This window comes from Pasteurella canis (assembly GCF_900454865.1).
In the GTDB taxonomy this organism is placed as follows: domain Bacteria; phylum Pseudomonadota; class Gammaproteobacteria; order Enterobacterales; family Pasteurellaceae; genus Pasteurella; species Pasteurella canis.
This window is the reverse complement of sequence record NZ_UGTV01000015.1, coordinates 1,091,858-1,111,276: the sequence shown is the minus strand read 5'-3', so window position 1 is coordinate 1,111,276 and position 19,419 is coordinate 1,091,858. Positions and strand designations below refer to the sequence as shown.

Here is a 19,419-nt window from a genome sequence, read left to right as displayed (position 1 = left end):
TATAACTGTGATAAGTAATTCAAAGGGCTTCAATATTGAAGCCCTTTATTTTTTAGTTATCCTAGTCTTTTTTATGGGTATATTCTTTGTACATAGCTTCAATTTGAGTTTTGTAACGCTCTACAATCACCTTACGGCGCAGTTTGAGTGTAGGTGTAATTTCTTCCATCTTAGTTGTAAAAGCTTGTGGTAATAACGTAAATTTTTTTATTTGCTCAAAACTAGGCAACTCTTTTTGTAATTCATTGATTCGTTGTTCAAACATTTGAATAATTTCAGAATGTTTAATCAGATCCATACGATCATGATATTTGATATTCAATTGTTTAGCGTATTCTTCAAGGCTCGTGAAACAAGGAACAATTAAAGCCGAAACATATTTTTTGGCATCTGCAATTACTGCAATTTGCTCAATAAATTTGTCTTTACCGACTTTAGTTTCAATATATTGAGGGGCAATATATTTGCCATTCGACGTTTTCATGAGCTCTTTAATTCGATCTGTAATATATAAATTACCATATTGATCAATTTCACCTGCATCACCTGTTTTTAAGAAACCATCATCAGTGAAGGTTTCAGCTGTTTCTTGTGGTTTTTTATAGTAACCTCGCATTACCATGCCACCGCGCACCAAAATTTCATTGTTTTCACCAATTTTAACTTCAGCTCCTGGCATTAATGTGCCGATAGAATTAGGTTCAAAATGACTGTCTTCCCAACAGGAAACTGTTGCGGTTGTTTCTGTCATGCCATAACCTAACTTAATATTAATGCCTATGCTATGGAAAAATAAGCCAATAGTTGGTTCCAATTTTGCTCCACCACATGGCATCATGCGAATTCGCCCACCAAGTAATTGGCGTAATTTTGAAAGTACTAGTTTATCCGCTAACGCATATTGTCGACGCAATAAGAAAGGGATTGGTTTTTTTTCTGCAACCAGATGAAACCTTTTCTGTCCAATGGAAATTGCCCAATTAAAAATTGTACGTCGTAAAAAGGGTGCTTTTTGTACTTTATCCCAAACAGCTGTATAAATTTTTTCATAGAAACGAGGTACGGCGCACATTAATGTTGGACGAATTTCTGTTAATGCCTCACGCACCTGATTTGTATCTTCCAGATAACAGTTGACTGCACCACGATGTAGTATATATGCTACCCATGCGCGTTCAAAAATATGTGAAAAAGGTAAAAATGAAAGTGATACATCATATTGGCTGACGTTTAAAGTGGCAAAAGCAGTGTCATGCGCTTGTAATTGATGAGCAAGATTTGCATAGTCAAGCATGACACCTTTAGGTTCCCCTGTTGTACCTGATGTATAAATTAAAGTAAATAAGTCATCTAATTTTTTATGCTCGAGTCGTTCATGTAATAAAGATTGATGTACATTACTGCCTTCAGCGATAAATGTTTTCCAATGACAAGCTTTATCGTTATTCTGCAAATCAATGCTTTCTTTCATTGCAACAATTTTTTGCAATTGAGGGCAGTTTGCGAATATTTCTAGCGTACAATTGTACTCTTCTTGATCACCGACAAAGAGAATTTTTACATCAGCATCATTGAGGATATATTCTACTTGTTTTGCTGCACTCGTAGCATAAATTGGAACAACAATAGCACGGGTTTGCATTGTGCCAATATCAGCAATAGTCCAACGTGGCATATTATGGGCAAAAATAGCTATTTTATCTTGTACATTGATATTATTAGCAAGTAATGCATAAGAAAGTTCGTCTATATGTTGTTGGAATTGTTTCCAGTTTATATCTTGCCAGTTAGAATCATTGCGATAACGCAGAGCGGTTTCATTTGATAAAATTTTAGCTTGTTCACGGATGCGGTTTACAAAGTGTAAGTTCAATTTATCCATAGTATCCTTGATTTATTAGAATGTACTTAACTTTATTAGCTTACACCTGTTCGCCTAAATAGACTAGCTATTTTTATTAAAATTGTGAAGAAAATAAATAAAAAAAAGTGTATTCGACTAATACATTTAAAAAATGTTAGTAATGTCTTTTTGATAAGAATAATGTGACTCATTTTGTTTTTTGTAAAAAATAGTATAGGATTAAATAGAGCTTGTTTATTGAGCTCGATTGATAACTTAAAGAAAGATAGGAGCTATCTATGAAAAAATTAGTCGCAATTTTATTATCAACTATGTTTGCCTTGACGTTGACTGCTTGTGAAACCACAAAAGGCGTTGGCAAAGATATTCAAAATGCAGGTGAAAAATTAGAACAAGCAGTAAGTAAATAATAAAGCGATATTGCTTGTTAAGTTAGCATAAACTCAATATGAAGTAAGAGTTGTGTAAAGTTACTATAAAATAGGCTGAGTTTATAATGTGTAAACTCAGCCTTTATTTCGTCTTAATCGAATAGCAATTGATTTTATAAAATCCTTATAAATTACTTTTATCCATTGCTTCAAATGTACGTTCAGTTTGGCCAATATAAAGTTGACGAGGACGGACAATTTTCATATTGCCAGGTTTGAACATTTCTTTCCAATGGGCAATCCAACCAACGGTTCTTGCTAGCGCAAACATAACTGTAAACATAGATGTTGGAATACCAATCGCTTTCAGAATAATACCCGAATAAAAATCCACATTTGGATAGAGCTTGTGATCAATAAAATAAGGATCGCTTAATGCAATGCGCTCAAGTTCCATTGCAACATCAAATAATGGGTTTTGGATATTAAGTTCTTTTAATACTTCATGACAGGTTTGACGCATCACTTTTGCACGAGGATCGTAGTTTTTGTAAACACGGTGACCGAATCCCATTAAGCGGAACGGATCATTTTTATCTTTTGCTCGAGCAATAAATTCAGGGATACGATCTACTGTACCGATTTCTTCCAACATATTGATGCAGGCTTCATTTGCACCACCATGTGCAGGTCCCCAAAGTGATGCGATACCAGCAGCAATACAAGCAAATGGATTAGCACCGGAAGAAGCAGCAGTACGTACTGTTGACGTTGATGCATTTTGTTCATGGTCTGCATGAAGAATAAAAATACGATCCATTGCACGTTCTAATACAGGATTCACAACATAAGGTTCACAAGGTGTGGCGAACATCATATACAAAAAGTTCCCTGAGTAAGATAAATGGTTTTGTGGGAACATGAATGGTTGTCCGATAGAATATTTGTAACACATTGCGGCTAATGTTGGCATTTTCGCTAATAAACGGATAGCTGTAATTTCTCGATGTGTAATATCGTTAATATCTAGTGAGTCATGGTAGAAGGCTGCGAGTGCACCACTGACACCACACATAATTGCCATCGGGTGAGAGTCGCGACGGAAACCATGGAAGAAGCGAGAAATTTGTTCATGAACGAGGGTATGACGGCGAACAAGTTGGGTGAAGTTTTTGTATTCTTCAGGAGAAGGACGCTCACCGAATAACAATAAATGAGCAACTTCAAGATAATCTGCATTTTTTGCAAGTTCAGCAATAGGATAGCCTCGATGTAATAAAACACCATTATCCCCATCAATATATGTAATTTCAGAGCGGCAAGAGGCAGTTGACATAAAGCCAGGATCGAATGTGAAAAGTTTATTTTTTACTAAAGATTGTACATCTATAGCATCATAACCAAGACTACCTTTATGTACAGGGAGATCGTATTCACGTCCATCGCTAAGGGTTAATTTTGCAGTTAATTCAGACATAAGCCATTCTTCCTTTATTGAGTTGTGTTTTATTGTATTTCGATTAACTATAACGCTTAAAAAGTCAAGTGTCTTTATTATTGTGAAAAAAAAATTGTAAATAAAATGTTATTTTCTAAAAGTGCGACAGAGATCAAAAAATGGCAAAAATGTTAATGTGGTGTTACATAATTGTATTGCTTATTCTGCTGTTTTGCTTTTTAATCCTATATAACTCTGATTGAAGAAAAGAAAGGGATATTCTTACTAAATTCTCAGTATAATAGATAAGATATTCTTTATTATTACCAAATACTTGTATCAGGTGGTCATAATGCAACAAAATAAATCCATTAGCGAATGGTTAACTTCAAGTGCTCTAGGTGGTATCAACCAGTCTTATATTGAAGAACTCTATGAAGATTACCTTCGTGAACCAAGCTCCGTCGATGCCAGTTGGCAAGAAATTTTTAACTCCCTTCCAAAATCCCATGTTGCTGTTGAGCAACCCCATTCTCAAGTCCGTGATTATTTTAAACGTTTAGCTCGCGATAATTCACCTAATGGTGTCGGTGTTATTGATCCACACGTGAGTGCACGTTTAGTTAAATTACTTCAGTTTGTCAATGCACACCGTAATCGTGGACATCTTCATGCAAATTTAGATCCACTAAATTTATGGCAACGTATGGAAGCCCCAACGTTGGATTATAAATATCACGGTTTTAATGAGAGTGATCTTGATGAAGTATTTGATGTTGGAGGTGAAGTCGCAAATAAAGATAAAATTTCACTCCGTGAGTTAACTGATTTATTAAAGAAAACTTACTGTGGCACTATCGGTCTTGAATTTATGCATGTGAATGATGTTGAAGCAAGAACTTGGTTGCAAAATAAACTAGAAGCGCGTTTAACACAGTCATTTAAAAAAGAAGAACAATTAAAATTTTTAGAAGAATTAACAGCAGCAGATGGTCTAGAGCGTTATTTAGGTGCTAAATTTCCTGGTGCCAAACGTTTTTCACTGGAGGGTAGTGATTCGTTTATTTTATTAATGAAAGAAATTGTTCGTCACGGTAAGCGTAATGGTATTGATGAAATTGCAATGGGAATGGCGCACCGTGGTCGTTTAAATATGCTAGTTAATCTATTAGGTAAAAAGCCTTCGGAACTATTCGATGAGTTTGCAGGCAAACATCATGGTAATGGTACAGGAGATGTGAAATATCACCAAGGTTTTTCTTCTGATTTCATGACAGACGATGGTATTGTACATTTAGTGCTTGCTTTTAACCCATCCCATCTAGAAATAGTCAGCCCTGTTGTTATTGGTTCAGTACGAGCAAGACAGAAGCGTATTAATGACCATGAAAAAGCCAAAGTTCTACCAGTCACTGTGCATGGTGATTCTGCAGTTATTGGGCAAGGAGTAGTACAAGAAACTTTGAATATGTCAGGTACGCGTGGTTACAGCGTGGGAGGGACAATTCGTGTGGTGATTAACAACCAAATTGGCTTTACTACTTCAAATCCACATGATACTCGTTCAACAGAATACTGTACTGACATCGCTAAAATGATCGAAGCACCAGTGATTCATGTCAACGGTGATGACCCTGAAGCTGTTGCTTATGCTGCACGTATGGCTGTGGAATATCGTACTTTATTTAAACGTGATATTTTCATTGATTTAGTCTCTTATCGTCGTCATGGGCATAATGAAGCAGATGAGCCATCTGCAACACAGCCGTTGATGTATGATCGCATTAAAAAACATCCAACACCACGTAAAGTCTATGCAGATCGCCTAGTCGCTGAGGGTGTAATTAATGAAGAAAAAGCAACAGAACTAGTTAACAACTATCGTGATGCATTAGATCGTGGTGATTGTGTCGTTGAAGAATGGCGAGAGATGGATTTAACCACGAAAGATTGGACGAAATATCTTAGCCGTGAATGGAGTGAGTACGAAAGCAAATTTGATGCTGAACGTTTTAAGGGACTCGCTAATAAGGTATGTGAATATCCAGCACAGCATGAATTACATTCTCGTGTAAATAAAATTTATTCTGACCGCGCTTTAATGGCAAAAGGTGAAAAACTTTTTGACTGGGGTATGGCTGAGACTATGGCATATGCGACTTTGCTAGATGAAGGTTACCATGTGCGCTTATCAGGTGAAGATGCAGGACGTGGTACGTTCTTCCATCGTCACTCTGTATTACACAATCAAAAAGATGCAACGCTTTATATTCCATTAGCCAACTTGCACGGTTCACAGGGTCGTTTTGAAGTTTGGGATTCTGTGCTGACTGAAAATGCAGTCTTAGCTTTTGAATATGGATATGCAACAACCGATCCAAAAACCTTAACGATTTGGGAGGCGCAGTTTGGTGATTTCGCAAACTGTGCGCAAGTAGTGATGGATCAGTTCATCAGTTCGGGTGAGCAAAAATGGGGTAGAATGTGTGGTTTAGTGATGTTGTTACCTCATGGTTATGAGGGACAAGGTCCAGAACATTCATCTGCACGTTTAGAACGTTATTTACAACTCTGTGCACAACAAAATATGCAAGTGTGTGTGCCTTCAACGCCTGCACAAATTTATCATCTATTACGTCGTCAAATGTTACGTAAGGTGCGTCGACCATTAGTGGTGATTTCGCCGAAATCCTTGTTGCGTCACCCATTAGCAGTCTCTTCAATGGATGAATTAATTAATGGCAAATTTCAAAATGTGATCCCTGAAGTCGATGCGTTAGATCCGAAACAAGTCAGACGGGTGGTGATGTGTTCAGGTAAAGTGTATTACGATCTATTAGAACAACGTCGTAAGAATAATCAAACTGATGTTGCGATTATTCGTATTGAACAGCTTTATCCATATCCACATGAGGAAATGAAAGCGATTTTAGCTCCTTATAGCCATGTTACTGATTATGTGTGGTGTCAGGAAGAACCGTTAAACCAAGGTGCGTGGTATTGTAGTCAACATAACTTTGTTACCTCTATTCCAGAACACGGTAAGTTACGCTATGTCGGACGTCCCGCATCAGCTTCGCCTGCCGTAGGGTATATGTCATTACACAATGAACAACAAACGACCCTTGTCACAGAGGCTTTAGCTTAATTTAGACTAAAAGTGCGGTAAAAAATACTGCACTTTTCAGAAAATAAACCTGAAAAAAGGAAAAAACAATGAGCAATTTTGAGATTATTACACCAGATTTACCTGAGTCAGTTGCTGATGCAACAGTGGTAACATGGCATAAAAAAGTAGGTGATACTGTAAAACGTGATGAAATCTTAGTTGAAATTGAAACGGATAAAGTAGTGTTAGAAGTTCCTGCCGTATCGGATGGCGTATTAGAAACAATTATTGAAGCAGAAGGGGCGACTGTTATCAGCAAACAGCTTCTCGGTAAACTTTCTACTGTAGCGGTTGCAGGTGGTGTGACTAAAGAATCAATTGCAACACAAGAACCAACTCCTGCTGATCGCCATAATGCAACACTGACTACTGAATCCGTTGGCGCAGATTCAGTAAGCCCTGGTGTACGTCGTTTAATTGCAGAACATGATTTAAATGCGGAAGACATTAAAGGTACAGGTGTAGGTGGTCGCATCACGCGTGAAGATGTAGAAAAAGTGTTAGCAGCAAAAGCGCAACAAGCGAATAAAGCAGAAATCAAACCAGCTCCAGCGAATTTCAATGTAGGTAATCGCGAAGAAAAACGTGTACCAATGACCCGCTTACGCAAACGTATTGCTGAACGTCTACTCGAAGCGAAAAATAGCACTGCGATGTTAACTACTTTTAATGAAGTAGATATGGCTCCAATTATGAAACTGCGTAAAACTTACGGTGAGAAATTTGAAAAACAACACGGTACTCGTTTAGGTTTTATGTCATTTTATATCAAAGCAGTAGTAGAGGCGTTAAAACGTTATCCTGAAGTGAATGCCTCTATTGACGGTGATGATATCGTTTACCACAACTATTTCGATATTAGCATTGCAGTTTCAACTCCGAGAGGTTTGGTTACTCCAGTATTACGCAACTGCGATAAATTAAGTATGGCAGATATTGAAAAAGAAATTAAAGCGCTAGCTGATAAAGGTCGTGACGGTAAATTAACTGTAGAAGATCTGACTGGTGGTAATTTTACTATTACTAACGGCGGCGTATTTGGTTCATTAATGTCAACACCAATCATCAATCCACCACAAAGCGCGATTTTAGGTATGCATGCCATCAAAGATCGTCCAGTGGCAGTGAACGGTGAAGTGGTCATTCGCCCGATGATGTATCTTGCGTTGTCATACGATCATCGCTTAATTGACGGACGTGAGTCAGTCGGTTTCTTAGTGACAATCAAAGAGCTACTTGAAGATCCAACACGCTTGCTCTTAGAAATTTAATCACCTACTAAGTGCGGTCGATTATTAAAAATTTTTCGAGTTGGTCGCACTTTTATCACCCTTTGTAATACTGTTAAGAGGCGAATATGAGAAATCCTGTTTCTTGGTTTGAAATTCATGTTGATAATTTATTACGAGCCAAAAAATTTTATGAAGATGTTTTTCAAGCACAGCTAACAATTGGGGATTGCCCGTCTGGCGAACCTGTTAGTGTTTGTTTCTTTTCAACAGACTATGAGCAATATGGTATTGGTGGCATGTTATACGAAGATAAAAATTTTCCTGTTGTTAGAGGAAATAATTTTACTCTTTTCTTTTCTTGTGAAGACTGCGCAGTAGAGGCTGAACGAGCAACTCAATTTGGTGGTAAGTTATTACAAGAAAAAACGAGCATTGGCGATGAAGGATTTTATGCTGTTATTGAAGATTCTGAAGGCAATCGTATTGGCTTGCATTCAATGCAGTAACTTAGTCAATTTAAAATAGTTACATTTATCCATTGCTTGTAATAAATAATTAGCTGTAAAGATGAGCTGATCATATAACGATGAGGAATACAACACAATGAATCTACATGAGTATCAAGCGAAGCAAATTTTTGCTGAATATCAATTACCAGTTGGCAAAGGCTATGCGTGTAAAAATGCGGATGAAGCAGCAGAAGCAATTAAAAAACTCAGTGGTAATGTTTGGGTCGCAAAATGCCAAGTTCATGCTGGTGGACGTGGTAAGGCTGGTGGTGTGAAATTAGTACGCAATGAAGCGGAAGTTCGTAATTTCGCAGGACAATGGTTAGGCAAACGCCTCGTGACTTTCCAAACCGATGCAAATGGTCAGCCAGTAAACACCATTTATGTGGAAGAGGGTTCAAACATTGAGCGTGAATTGTATTTAGGTGCTGTACTTGATCGTGCTTCTCAACGTGTTGTATTTATGGTTTCCACAGAGGGCGGGGTGAATATCGAAGAAGTGGCAGAAAAAACACCGCACTTATTACATAAAATGGCAATTGATCCATTAACAGGCGGAATGCCATATCAAGGGCGTGAGCTTGCCTTTAAATTAGGTTTAAAAGGAGACCAAATTAAACAATTCGCGCATATTTTTGTGCAAATGGCAAAAATGTTCGTGGAAAAAGATTTAGCGCTTTTAGAAGTGAACCCATTAGTGGTGACCAAAGAAGGCAACTTGCTTTGTTTAGATGCAAAAATCGTCGTCGATAGCAATGCGTTATACCGTCAACCAGCATTAAAAGCAATGCAAGATCCAAGCCAAGAAGATCCTCGCGAAGCATTGGCTGAATCTCATCAATTAAACTATGTCGCTCTTGAAGGTAACATCGGTTGTATGGTGAACGGTGCTGGATTAGCAATGGGCACAATGGACATCATTAAATTACACGGCGGTCAACCAGCTAACTTCCTTGATGTAGGTGGCGGTGCAACTAAAGAACGTGTAGCAGAAGCCTTCAAAATTATTTTATCTGATAGTGCAGTAAAAACGGTGTTAGTGAATATCTTCGGGGGTATAGTGCGTTGTGATTTAATTGCTGAAGGGATTATTGCAGCAGTGAATGAAGTGGGTGTAAACGTACCTGTTGTTGTCCGTTTAGAAGGTAACAATGCACCTTTAGGTCGTGAAATTTTAGCAAACAGTGGCGTGAATATTATTGCGGCAAACACATTGACTGATGCTGCGATCCAAGCAGTGAAAGCAGCGGAGGGAAAATAATATGTCTATTTTAATTAATAAAGATACAAAAGTGATTTGCCAAGGTTTTACGGGTGGTCAAGGTACATTTCACTCTGAACAAGCACTGGCTTATGGTACGCAATTAGTGGGTGGTGTTTCACCAGGTAAAGGGGGCACTACTCATTTAGGTTTGCCTGTATTTAATACTGTGCGTGATGCAGTTGAATCAACAGGTGCAACTGCAACGGTAATTTATGTACCAGCACCAGGTTGCAAAGATGCAATTTTAGAAGCCATTGATGCAGGGATTAAATTGGTGATTTGTATCACGGAAGGTATTCCTACATTAGATATGTTACAAGTGAAACAACGCTTAACTCAAGCTGGCGTACGTATGATTGGGCCTAACTGTCCTGGTGTGATTACACCTGAAGAATGCAAAATCGGAATTATGCCGGGTCATATCCATAAAAAAGGCAAAATCGGTATTGTTTCACGTTCAGGTACATTAACTTATGAAGCAGTAAAACAAACAACGGATGAAGGTTTTGGTCAATCGACTTGTGTGGGTATTGGTGGCGACCCAATCCCAGGCTCAAGCTTTATTGATATTTTAAGATTATTCCAAGATGACCCTCAAACGGAAGCCATTGTGATGATCGGTGAAATCGGTGGTTCAGCGGAAGAAGAAGCCGCAGCCTTTATTAAAGAGTATGTGACTAAACCCGTTGTGAGTTATATTGCGGGCGTGACCGCACCAAAAGGCAAACGTATGGGCCATGCTGGCGCAATTATCAGTGGTGGTAAAGGCACAGCAGACGAAAAATTTGCAGCACTTGAAGCAGCAGGCGTGAAAACTGTACGAAGTTTGGCAGAAATAGGCACTGCATTAAAGTCTCTCTTAAAATAAAGTGCACTTTGGGAAAGATAACAAAAAAGGCTGTTTAACACAGCCTTTTTATTTGATGTAAGCAAATTAAGCAAGGATTGAATCTAATTCTTGACTGACTTCTTCGACTTTTTTAGTTCCATCTAAACGGAAGTATTGCGTATGCCCTGCTTTTGCTTCTGCTTGGTAGTAGTCCACCAATGGTTTAGTTGTTGAGTGATAGACTTTTAAGCGATCTAATACGGTTTCAGGTTTATCATCCGCACGAATAATTAAGTCTTCTCCTGTGACGTCATCTTTACCCTCCACTTTTGGTGGGTTGTAAACCACATGGTAAGTACGACCAGATGCTTGGTGGACTCGACGACCACTCATACGTTCTACGATCACTTCATCGGGTACATCAAACTCTAAAACGTAATCAATTTGGATACCTGCTGTTTTTAATGCATCCGCTTGTGGAATTGTACGTGGGAAGCCATCAAGTAAAAAACCTTTAACGCAATCATCTTGTTCTACACGTTCTTTAACTAATGAAATAATTAATTCATCAGGCACTAATTGACCTGCATCCATTAAGGTTTTTGCTTGTTTACCTAATTCGGTTCCTGCTTTAATCGCAGCACGTAACATATCCCCTGTTGAAATTTGTGGGATATTAAATTTATTCATAATAAATTGTGCTTGTGTTCCTTTTCCCGCACCTGGTGCACCTAATAGGATAATTTTCATAATGACCTCTGTTGATTAAAATAGTCGTATTTTTAAACGCACTTTTTTAATAGAGTCGTAAAAGTGCGGTATTATTTTTCATTGTTTTTAGTAACAAAACAATTAATGGTTGCCCAATTCATCAGAAATGTCAACCATTGAAAACACGTTAAATTTGTTTATCTTGCTGAGTATTATCTTGCCAAGGCGCGACTTTAAATAACATTAGCATGCCAGGAATCGCAGCAAAGAAACAGATCCAAAAAAAAGTATAATAACCGTAATCTGCTACAATTACACCCGAAAATGCGCTAAAGATCTTGCTTGGAATCGCTGCTAAACTAGTAAAAATCGCAAGTTGTGTTGCAGTATAAAGTGGGTTAGTTTCTCTCGCCATAAATGCCACAAATGCTGCGGTACCTAAACCAACCCCAATATATTCACCAATAATTACAACGGTTAAAACAAAAAATTCAAATGAGCCTATGGTTTCGAATTTGCCGTAACTTGCCATCCACACAAAACCGAGAATAGTGATTAATTGTACAAAACCAAATAACCATAATGATCGGTTAATACCGATGCGCAGCATCAAAATACCGCCTAACATTCCTGAAATAATCGATGCCCATAGTGAGTTTAGTTTCACAACGGTTCCGATATCTGTTTTACTGAAGCCCATGTCTAAAATAAATTTGGTTTGTAATGATGTCGCAAGGGAATCACCAAATTTATACAGGAAGATAAAGAGGATTAAGCCTAATGCAGAAGCAACACCTTTACGACCAAAGAACTCTTTAAATGGCAGTGCAAAAGTATGATAGAACGGTAAAGAGCGGTCAATTTGTGGCACATTTGGTTCTTTGCTGAGGAATAATGAAAGAATCAAACCAGGGATCATGAATAAAGCGGTGAAGATGAACACCATATCCCAAGCTAAGCTATCTGCGAGAATTAAGGATAAGCCGCCAGGGATTAATCCAGAAATACGGTAAGCATTAACATGAATAGAATTACCTAAACCAAGTTCTTCATCACTTAAAATTTCACGACGGTAAGCATCGATGACAATATCTTGCACCGCAGAAAATACAGCAATTGTCGTTGAAATGATGGCAACAGTTTGGATATTCTCTGCTGGGTTATATTGACCAAGTAGAGCTATCAGCCCGAGTAAGCCTACTTGGGTCATAAACATCCAACTACGACGACGACCTAAAAAGTTAGGATAATAGCGGTCGAGTAGTGGTGAAATGATAAATTTCCAAGTGTAAGGAAAACCAATCAAAGTAAAAAAGCCAATAGTTTTTACATCTACATTACTTGAAGATAACCAGGCAGGCACCATCTGAAATAGCAAATATAAGGGTAAGCCAGAGCTGAACCCTGTAAAAATACAGAGCAGCATATTACGACTAAATATTTGTGACAATAAGCTTGGTTTATTTTGCATAATTATTCTCGATAGCCTTTCGGGTTATTTTTTTGCCAATTCCAAGTGTCTTTCATCATTTGTTCCAAACCACGATCTGCTGTCCAACCGAGCTCTTTTTTCGCTAAATTTGGATCAGAGTAACAAGTGGCGATATCACCAGGACGACGATCTACAAGTTTATAAGGGATTTTGATGTCATTGGCTTGCTCGAAGGCCTTCACCATATCTAATACAGAGTAGCCAGTGCCCGTTCCCAAATTATAAATGTGTAAACCAGAATCGCCTTCGTGACGATTAAGCGCTTTAATATGACCAATAGCAAGATCCACAACGTGGATATAATCACGTACCCCGGTGCCGTCGTGAGTATCATAATCGCTACCAAAAATAGAGAGTTGTGGTAATTTACCGATGGCTACTTGGCTGATATAAGGCAATAAGTTGTTTGGAATACCGTTTGGATCTTCACCAATTAAGCCACTTTCGTGTGCGCCCACAGGGTTGAAGTAGCGTAAGATAGTGATACTAAATTCAGGGTTTGCTTTAGCAACGTCTGTTAAAATTTGCTCTACCATCAATTTTGAGGTGCCGTAAGGGTTGGTTGTGCCGCCGACTTTGCAATGTTCAGTAATCGGAATAATTTCTGGGTCACCATAAACCGTGGCAGAAGAACTAAATACAAAATTCCACACGCCAGCTTTTTTCATTTCTTGGATTAAAATGAGCGATCCTGTTACGTTATTCATATAGTATTCCGCTGGTTTTTGTACACTCTCACCAACGGCTTTTAGCCCTGCGAAGTGAATCACGGATTGGATTTTATTTTCTGCAAAGATTTTTTGTAAAAGTACACTATCTAAAATATCGCCTTGGTAGAATTTGACTGTTTTACCCGTGATTTGGGATACACGTTCGAGAGATTTTGGGGAAGCGTTACAAAGATTATCTAAAACAACAACATCTTTATTTGCATTAAGTAGTTCAACAACAGTATGCGAGCCGATATAACCAGCACCACCTGTAACAAGAATTGCCATAGTTCTATCCTTAGTTGCTTTAATTTGTTAATGTTATTTATGAATAAAAAACTGTTCACAGTATAAAACTTTCTGCTCTGAAGGGAAAGAAATAGGATAAAAATTAGTAAAGTCACCATTTACTCTCACAGGTTTTTTCAGTAAATTGAAAAGTATATTTAATGAACTAATCTCGTTTAACAATGATTATTTGATTGAGGGTGAAACACAATGAATTGGTATTTAACAGTCTTAAAAAATTATGCGACGTTTAGTGGACGAGCAAGACGAAAAGAATTTTGGATGTACAGTTTGATTCATTTTCTGATTATTTCAGCACTGGTTTTTATTGATATCAATCTTGGTACTTTTGATATAGAAAAAAAGACTGGGCTTATCTCTAGTATTTATGTTTTAGCTACGTTTTTGCCGACATTAGCCGTGTCAGCGCGACGCTTACATGATATTAATTATAGCGGTTGGTGGGTTTTACTTAATATCATTCCAATAGGGTCATTAGTGGTGCTGATTTTCTGTGGTTTTAAGGGAACGTCAGGTAGCAATCGCTTTGGTCAAGATCCTAAAGCTCATGAGCTTAAAGATGAACCTAAAAATAAAACAACATTAGTCAGTTAGTTTTTTCGTTAACTTCTTGTTGGCACCTAAATGGTGCCAATTTTTTTAGAATTTAGATAAAATCAATTACGCAAACGTTTACTATTAGAAAATTTAGCGTAGAATATGCGCTTATTTTTTTACTTTACTACTTTAATTTAAGGAAACAATATGTCTTTAGAAAAATATTTTGAAGTCACTCAACGTGGTTCAAGTGTTCGCCAAGAGGTGATCGCGGGATTAACAACGTTTTTGGCTATGGTGTATTCTGTCATTGTTGTACCAAATATGCTTGGTGCAGCAGGCTTTCCCCCGGAATCAGTATTCATTGCAACATGTTTAGTCGCGGGTTTTGGCTCAATCTTAATCGGCTTATGGGCAAATGTGCCTATGGCAATTGGTTGTGCGATTTCATTAACCGCTTTTACTGCGTTCAGTTTAGTTTTAGGTCAACAAGTGAGTATTCCTGTCGCGTTAGGTGCGGTATTTTTAATGGGGGTTGTATTCACATTAATTTCTGCAACAGGCATTCGTGCATGGATTTTACGTAATTTACCAATCAGCATTGCACATGGGGCAGGTATTGGTATCGGTTTATTCTTATTACTAATTGCAGCAAATGGGGTGGGTTTAGTAGTGAGTAACCAAGCGGGTTTACCTGTAAAATTAGGCGAATTCACTTCATTTCCTGTATTAATGTCATTAATCGGCTTGGCATTAATTATCGGCTTAGAAAGAATGCAAGTAAAAGGTGGCATTTTATGGGTGATTATTGCAATCACTATCGTAGGTTTAATCTTCGATCCAAATGTAAAATTTGGTGGTAAAGTTTTCCAAATGCCAACTTTCGGTGAAAACTCATTATTCTTACAATTAGATATTATGGGGGCATTACAACCTGCTATTTTACCTGTGGTATTTGCCCTTGTGATGACAGCTGTATTCGATGCAACGGGTACAATCCGCGCAGTTGCTGGCCAAGCAAACTTATTAGATAAAGATGGTCAAATTATCAATGGTGGTAAAGCGTTAACATCTGACTCTGTAAGTAGCATTTTTTCTGGTGTGTTCGGTACCGCGCCAGCAGCAGTATATATTGAGTCTGCAGCGGGAACGGCGGCAGGCGGTAAAACTGGTATCACTGCAGTTGTTGTAGGCGTATTATTCCTATTAATGTTATTCTTCCAGCCATTAGCATTTCTAGTACCAGGTTATGCAACTGCACCAGCGTTAATGTATGTAGGTTTGTTAATGTTAAGTAATGTGAGTAAATTAGACTTCAATGATTTCATCGGAGCGATGAGTGGTTTAGTTTGTGCAGTATTTATCGTATTAACTGCAAATATTGTAACGGGTATCATGTTAGGTTTCGCAACATTAGTGATTGGTCGTTTAGTTTCTGGTGAATATAAAAAATTAAATATCGGTACTATCGTGATCGCTGTTGCTTTAGTCGCATTCTATGTAGGTGGTTGGGCAATTTAATTTGTTTACGCCGAGCATATAAAATTAAGGGCAGAATATTCTGCTCTTAATTTTTATTTTCATTCTTATTTTTATCATCCAAAACTTCAAAAAAACCCACCGCACTTTTCAGCTTATCACCATAGAAAATCAGTGGAATACGCTGGCGTTGCCACACTGGTACGTTGAAATGTTGCCAAACTTTTTTCATTTCTTTATTAGCGGATTTTTCCGTTAAACGTACTTTACCAGCGTAGCTAAAACGTACTTGAATTGGGGCATTTGTGAAAGGTAACTCTTGTGTCACAAGCTGTTCATTTTTCCATTGCAGCAGAAATTTATCGGCTTGCTGAGTAAGCGTTAATGTACCTAAATTATCAGGTAAGCAAATTTTTTCACCTACTTTAACATCGATTTTATGTGTTGAAATATCAGTAAATTGTGGCGTCAAATACAATTTTTGTTGATGACGACGAACAACCTTTTCACCTAATTGGAATAATGGATTACTGTCAGTTTTGGCAAAGATGACGTCTTGAATAATCTGTTCAAGTTGAGCTAACGACGGCATTGGTAATTGCCATTCATTGAGCCATAGACGTAGCAATGCTTTTTGTTTGCTAACTGAGTATTGTACGAATGGCTGAATATTGAAAGAGCGGTCAGTTTTATCAAAGTTTTGAGCAAATTCATCTGCTAATAATTCATTGATTAATTGCTGTTGTTCAAAACAATGCAGTGCTGAACGTTGTACTGCGGAATCAAAATATGTCCAGCGTTGACGTAATGTAGGTAAAATCTCATTACGTAGAAAATTTCTCTCATAGCGGTTATCGTTGTTACTTTCATCTTCCACCCAGTCGAGCTCTTCAGATTGCACAAATTGTTCTAACTCTGGACGAGAAAAAGCAAGAAGAGGACGAAGAACAGGCACGTTATAGACATTTCCCTGCATTTGCATTGCACTTAGTCCTTGTAAACCACTCCCACGTTTTAAGGCAAGGAAGAAGGTTTCAGTTTGATCTTGTAAATGGTGAGCTGTTGCTAAGATTTCGTTAGGTAAAATATGTTGTGCAATAGCTTTATAACGTGCTTCTCGTGCCCCAGCTTCAATACCACGCTGAGGATTTACTTGGACTTTTTCTATTAGCAATGGTACTTCTAGTTGGCTGCAAATTTTGTGGCAGTGTTTTGCCCAATTCTCAGCATGAGGACTTAGTCCATGATGAATATGAATAGCTCTTAGTTGTAAGTGCGGTCGTTTTTCACGAAGTTTTGTGAATAAGCGTAGCAAAGCTGTGGAATCCAATCCTCCACTGAACCCAATTAAAAAGTGGATTTGTGTTGCAGCGTAATTGTCAATTTGGGTTTGGAATCTGTTTAATAACATAAGCTCATTAATTGAAATAAAAGGACGTTAATTGTAACGCCCTTTCGATTTCATATTAAGCGATTTTTACAGCCTTATATTGACTGATAGGATGTACTATATGTTCTCGGGCTGCGATAATTTGTAATTCATAATTATCTTGTTGCTGTGTCACTGTCATGACATCATTCACAGCATTTGCTGTGTGTTCAAAAGCTTCAATATCAGATTTCCCATTAAGTAGATTTGCGATAAACAAGCCAGCCGTTAAGTCGCCTACTCCTACAGGTTCTTTTTTAAATTGGTGTAATGGTCGGCTGATATGCCACATGCCTTCTTGGTTCGCTAATAGCATTTCAAATTGTGTCGTATCTTTACCTACTTTACTTAAATGTTTAACGAGTACTTTTTTAGGTCCTTTAGATAAGATTACTTTCACTGCTTCTAATGCTTGTTCAAAATTTTCAACAGGTAAACCACTCAACTCACGTAATTCGACTAGGTTTGGTGTAATTAAATCAGCTTCTGCCATAGCTAAATTCACTAGACCTTCTTTCACGCCATCTGCAACAATGCAGCCTTTATCTGGATGTCCCATTACAGGATCGCATAAATAAAGGGCATTTGGATTTTTTGATTTGACAAAGCGAACAGCATTGATAATTTCCTCTACTTGTTCAGCAGAACCAATGTAACCAGAAACAACTGCATCACATAAATGTATTGCATCAATCGCATCTATACCACGTACAATTTCACCAATTTGTTCTTTTGGGATAACCATACCAGTCCATTTGCCGTATTGGGTATGATTAGAAAACTGTACCGTGTTGAGTGCCCAAACATCAACTCCTAAAAGTTGCATAGGAAAGGTTGCTGATTTATTACCAGCATAACCATAAACAACATGTGATTGAATTGATAAAATATGTTTCATGATGACTCCTAAAATAAAAATTATTTTGTGATCAAAAACGGCATAATACATGGGAATGTATTATGCCGTTAAATAGATGATTATTTATATATAACCATAATCCATTAATCGTTGATAACGTCGATGAAGCAGATTATCTTGATCTAACATATCTAAATCAGCAAGATCAGCCAGTAAGCGTTGTTTTAAGTTTTGTGCCATGATATCAAAATCACGATGTGCTCCACCTAAAGGCTCTTCAACGATATTATCAATCAGATTAAGTTCTTTTAAACGATTTGCAGTTAACCCCATTACTTCAGCAGCAGTTGATGCTTTATCCGCACTTTTCCAAAGAATTGATGCGCAACCTTCAGGTGAAATAACAGAATAGGTGCTATATTGTAGCATGTTCACTTTATCGCCAACACCAATTGCGAGAGCTCCACCTGAACCACCCTCACCAATGACAGTACAAATCACAGGAACTTTTAACATCGACATCTCGCGTAAGTTACGAGCAATAGCTTCTGATTGTCCTCGTTCTTCTGCACCTACACCAGGATATGCGCCTGGTGTATCAATAAAAGTAATGATAGGTAAATTAAAACGTTCTGCCATTTGCATTAAACGTAATGCTTTGCGATAGCCTTCTGGCGCGGGCATACCAAAATTGCGCTTAACTTTTTCTTTTACTGTACGTCCTTTTTGATGCCCAATAATCATAACAGGTTTACCATCTAAACGAGCTAAACCACCAATAATCGCTTTATCATCAGCAAAAGCACGATCGCCTGCAAGCTCTTCAAACTCAGTGAAAATACGTTCAATATAATCTAAAGTGTAAGGGCGATTTGGGTGACGAGACATTTTTGAAACTTGCCAGGCATCTAAATTAGCAAAGGTTTTTTGAGTAAGCTCTGCACTTTTCTTCTGCAATCGCGCAATTTCATCATCAAGATTAATTTCATTATCTTGGCTTGCGACAGAACGAAGTGATTCAATTTTGGCTTCAAGTTCCGCAATAGGTAATTCAAAATCTAAATATTCTTGGCTCATTTTTCTTCCTGTTTTCAAATTAGCACAAATTTGTACCGCACTTTATCAAGATTTTTTTCAAGGTGCAAATATAGCCCATATTGTATGCTTTTTTTTGTAAAAAATCATGTTCTGTTTTACTTGTTATACCATTGTTTTGT

At 37.7% G+C, this 19,419-nt stretch carries 16 protein-coding genes; 8 read left to right on the top strand and 8 right to left on the bottom strand.

From position 1 onward, the window contains the following. Positions 1–61: 61 nt before the first annotated feature. Positions 62–1,882 (bottom strand): AMP-dependent synthetase/ligase, encoded by a 1,821-nt coding sequence (locus DYE19_RS05810; RefSeq protein WP_115322941.1) that lies wholly within the window; start codon positions 1,880–1,882, stop codon positions 62–64. A 260-nt stretch (positions 1,883–2,142) separates the two neighbouring features. On the opposite strand from DYE19_RS05810, the gene DYE19_RS05805 reads away from it, so the two are divergent. Then, a complete protein-coding gene (locus tag DYE19_RS05805) occupies positions 2,143–2,274 on the top strand; it encodes an entericidin A/B family lipoprotein (RefSeq protein WP_049216015.1) in 132 nt (43 codons plus the stop codon). A 145-nt stretch (positions 2,275–2,419) separates the two neighbouring features. Here the strand turns inward: DYE19_RS05805 and DYE19_RS05800 are convergent, their stop codons facing one another. Next, positions 2,420–3,712, bottom strand: coding sequence for a citrate synthase (locus DYE19_RS05800; protein ID WP_049216013.1), 1,293 nt, complete (start codon positions 3,710–3,712; stop codon positions 2,420–2,422). 313 nt (positions 3,713–4,025) lie between these two features. Between DYE19_RS05800 and sucA the strand changes: the two genes are divergently transcribed. From sucA to sucD, 5 genes are all read left to right on the top strand, one after another. Next, the gene (gene sucA / locus DYE19_RS05795; RefSeq protein WP_115322940.1) at positions 4,026–6,821 is read left to right on the top strand and encodes a 2-oxoglutarate dehydrogenase E1 component; all 2,796 of its coding nucleotides are present in this window, start codon (positions 4,026–4,028) and stop codon (positions 6,819–6,821) included. 68 nt (positions 6,822–6,889) lie between these two features. Further along, the gene (gene odhB / locus DYE19_RS05790; RefSeq protein ID WP_115322939.1) at positions 6,890–8,113 is read left to right on the top strand and encodes a 2-oxoglutarate dehydrogenase complex dihydrolipoyllysine-residue succinyltransferase; all 1,224 of its coding nucleotides are present in this window, start codon (positions 6,890–6,892) and stop codon (positions 8,111–8,113) included. Between the two features lie 86 nt (positions 8,114–8,199). Continuing rightward, complete coding sequence (locus tag DYE19_RS05785) at positions 8,200–8,580, top strand: VOC family protein (protein ID WP_115322938.1); 381 nt, start codon at positions 8,200–8,202, stop codon at positions 8,578–8,580. Positions 8,581–8,677: 97 nt separating this feature from the next. Next, positions 8,678–9,844, top strand: coding sequence for an ADP-forming succinate--CoA ligase subunit beta (gene sucC, locus DYE19_RS05780; RefSeq protein WP_115322937.1), 1,167 nt, complete (start codon positions 8,678–8,680; stop codon positions 9,842–9,844). Between the two features lies 1 nt (position 9,845). After that, positions 9,846–10,715, top strand: a complete 870-nt coding sequence (sucD, locus tag DYE19_RS05775) for a succinate--CoA ligase subunit alpha (RefSeq protein ID WP_049216005.1) — start codon at positions 9,846–9,848, stop codon at positions 10,713–10,715. Positions 10,716–10,781: 66 nt separating this feature from the next. On the opposite strand, the gene adk is transcribed toward sucD, so the two are convergent. The 3 genes from adk to galE form a co-directional block, all read right to left on the bottom strand. After that, entirely contained in the window at positions 10,782–11,426 is a 645-nt protein-coding gene (adk, locus tag DYE19_RS05770; RefSeq protein ID WP_049216003.1) for an adenylate kinase, read from the bottom strand. Positions 11,427–11,574: 148 nt separating this feature from the next. After that, entirely contained in the window at positions 11,575–12,858 is a 1,284-nt protein-coding gene (locus DYE19_RS05765) for an AmpG family muropeptide MFS transporter (protein WP_049216001.1), read from the bottom strand. 2 nt (positions 12,859–12,860) lie between these two features. Further along, positions 12,861–13,877: a UDP-glucose 4-epimerase GalE gene (gene galE, locus DYE19_RS05760; protein WP_115322935.1), complete on the bottom strand. Its 1,017-nt coding sequence runs from the start codon at positions 13,875–13,877 to the stop codon at positions 12,861–12,863. 210 nt (positions 13,878–14,087) lie between these two features. On the opposite strand from galE, the gene DYE19_RS05755 reads away from it, so the two are divergent. Beyond that, the gene (locus DYE19_RS05755) at positions 14,088–14,492 is read left to right on the top strand and encodes a DUF805 domain-containing protein (protein ID WP_115322934.1); all 405 of its coding nucleotides are present in this window, start codon (positions 14,088–14,090) and stop codon (positions 14,490–14,492) included. A 150-nt stretch (positions 14,493–14,642) separates the two neighbouring features. Beyond that, entirely contained in the window at positions 14,643–15,956 is a 1,314-nt protein-coding gene (locus DYE19_RS05750) for an NCS2 family permease (protein ID WP_115322933.1), read from the top strand. A 46-nt stretch (positions 15,957–16,002) separates the two neighbouring features. On the opposite strand, the gene tilS is transcribed toward DYE19_RS05750, so the two are convergent. The 3 genes from tilS to accA all read right to left on the bottom strand — a co-directional run bounded on the left by tilS (position 16,003) and on the right by accA (position 19,279). After that, positions 16,003–17,325: a tRNA lysidine(34) synthetase TilS gene (tilS, locus tag DYE19_RS05745; RefSeq protein WP_115322932.1), complete on the bottom strand. Its 1,323-nt coding sequence runs from the start codon at positions 17,323–17,325 to the stop codon at positions 16,003–16,005. A 55-nt stretch (positions 17,326–17,380) separates the two neighbouring features. Next, positions 17,381–18,241, bottom strand: a complete 861-nt coding sequence (pdxY, locus tag DYE19_RS05740) for a pyridoxal kinase PdxY (protein ID WP_115322931.1) — start codon at positions 18,239–18,241, stop codon at positions 17,381–17,383. Positions 18,242–18,325: 84 nt separating this feature from the next. Continuing rightward, the gene (gene accA, locus DYE19_RS05735; RefSeq protein WP_049215988.1) at positions 18,326–19,279 is read right to left on the bottom strand and encodes an acetyl-CoA carboxylase carboxyl transferase subunit alpha; all 954 of its coding nucleotides are present in this window, start codon (positions 19,277–19,279) and stop codon (positions 18,326–18,328) included. Between the last annotated feature and the right edge of the window lie 140 nt (positions 19,280–19,419).

Bases quoted from the DNA above. Each gene is read 5' to 3' on its own strand.
- sucA (WP_115322940.1), top strand. From the start codon at position 4,026: ATGCAACAAAATAAATCCATTAGCGAATGGTTAACTTCAAGTGCTCTA.
- DYE19_RS05750 (WP_115322933.1), top strand. From the start codon at position 14,643: ATGTCTTTAGAAAAATATTTTGAAGTCACTCAACGTGGTTCAAGTGTT.
- sucD (WP_049216005.1), top strand. From the start codon at position 9,846: ATGTCTATTTTAATTAATAAAGATACAAAAGTGATTTGCCAAGGTTTT.
- pdxY (WP_115322931.1), bottom strand. From the start codon at position 18,241: ATGAAACATATTTTATCAATTCAATCACATGTTGTTTATGGTTATGCT.
- DYE19_RS05800 (WP_049216013.1), bottom strand. From the start codon at position 3,712: ATGTCTGAATTAACTGCAAAATTAACCCTTAGCGATGGACGTGAATAC.
- DYE19_RS05765 (WP_049216001.1), bottom strand. From the start codon at position 12,858: ATGCAAAATAAACCAAGCTTATTGTCACAAATATTTAGTCGTAATATG.
- sucC (WP_115322937.1), top strand. From the start codon at position 8,678: ATGAATCTACATGAGTATCAAGCGAAGCAAATTTTTGCTGAATATCAA.
- tilS (WP_115322932.1), bottom strand. From the start codon at position 17,325: ATGTTATTAAACAGATTCCAAACCCAAATTGACAATTACGCTGCAACA.
- DYE19_RS05785 (WP_115322938.1), top strand. From the start codon at position 8,200: ATGAGAAATCCTGTTTCTTGGTTTGAAATTCATGTTGATAATTTATTA.
- DYE19_RS05810 (WP_115322941.1), bottom strand. From the start codon at position 1,882: ATGGATAAATTGAACTTACACTTTGTAAACCGCATCCGTGAACAAGCT.
- odhB (WP_115322939.1), top strand. From the start codon at position 6,890: ATGAGCAATTTTGAGATTATTACACCAGATTTACCTGAGTCAGTTGCT.
- DYE19_RS05755 (WP_115322934.1), top strand. From the start codon at position 14,088: ATGAATTGGTATTTAACAGTCTTAAAAAATTATGCGACGTTTAGTGGA.
- adk (WP_049216003.1), bottom strand. From the start codon at position 11,426: ATGAAAATTATCCTATTAGGTGCACCAGGTGCGGGAAAAGGAACACAA.
- DYE19_RS05805 (WP_049216015.1), top strand. From the start codon at position 2,143: ATGAAAAAATTAGTCGCAATTTTATTATCAACTATGTTTGCCTTGACG.
- accA (WP_049215988.1), bottom strand. From the start codon at position 19,279: ATGAGCCAAGAATATTTAGATTTTGAATTACCTATTGCGGAACTTGAA.
- galE (WP_115322935.1), bottom strand. From the start codon at position 13,877: ATGGCAATTCTTGTTACAGGTGGTGCTGGTTATATCGGCTCGCATACT.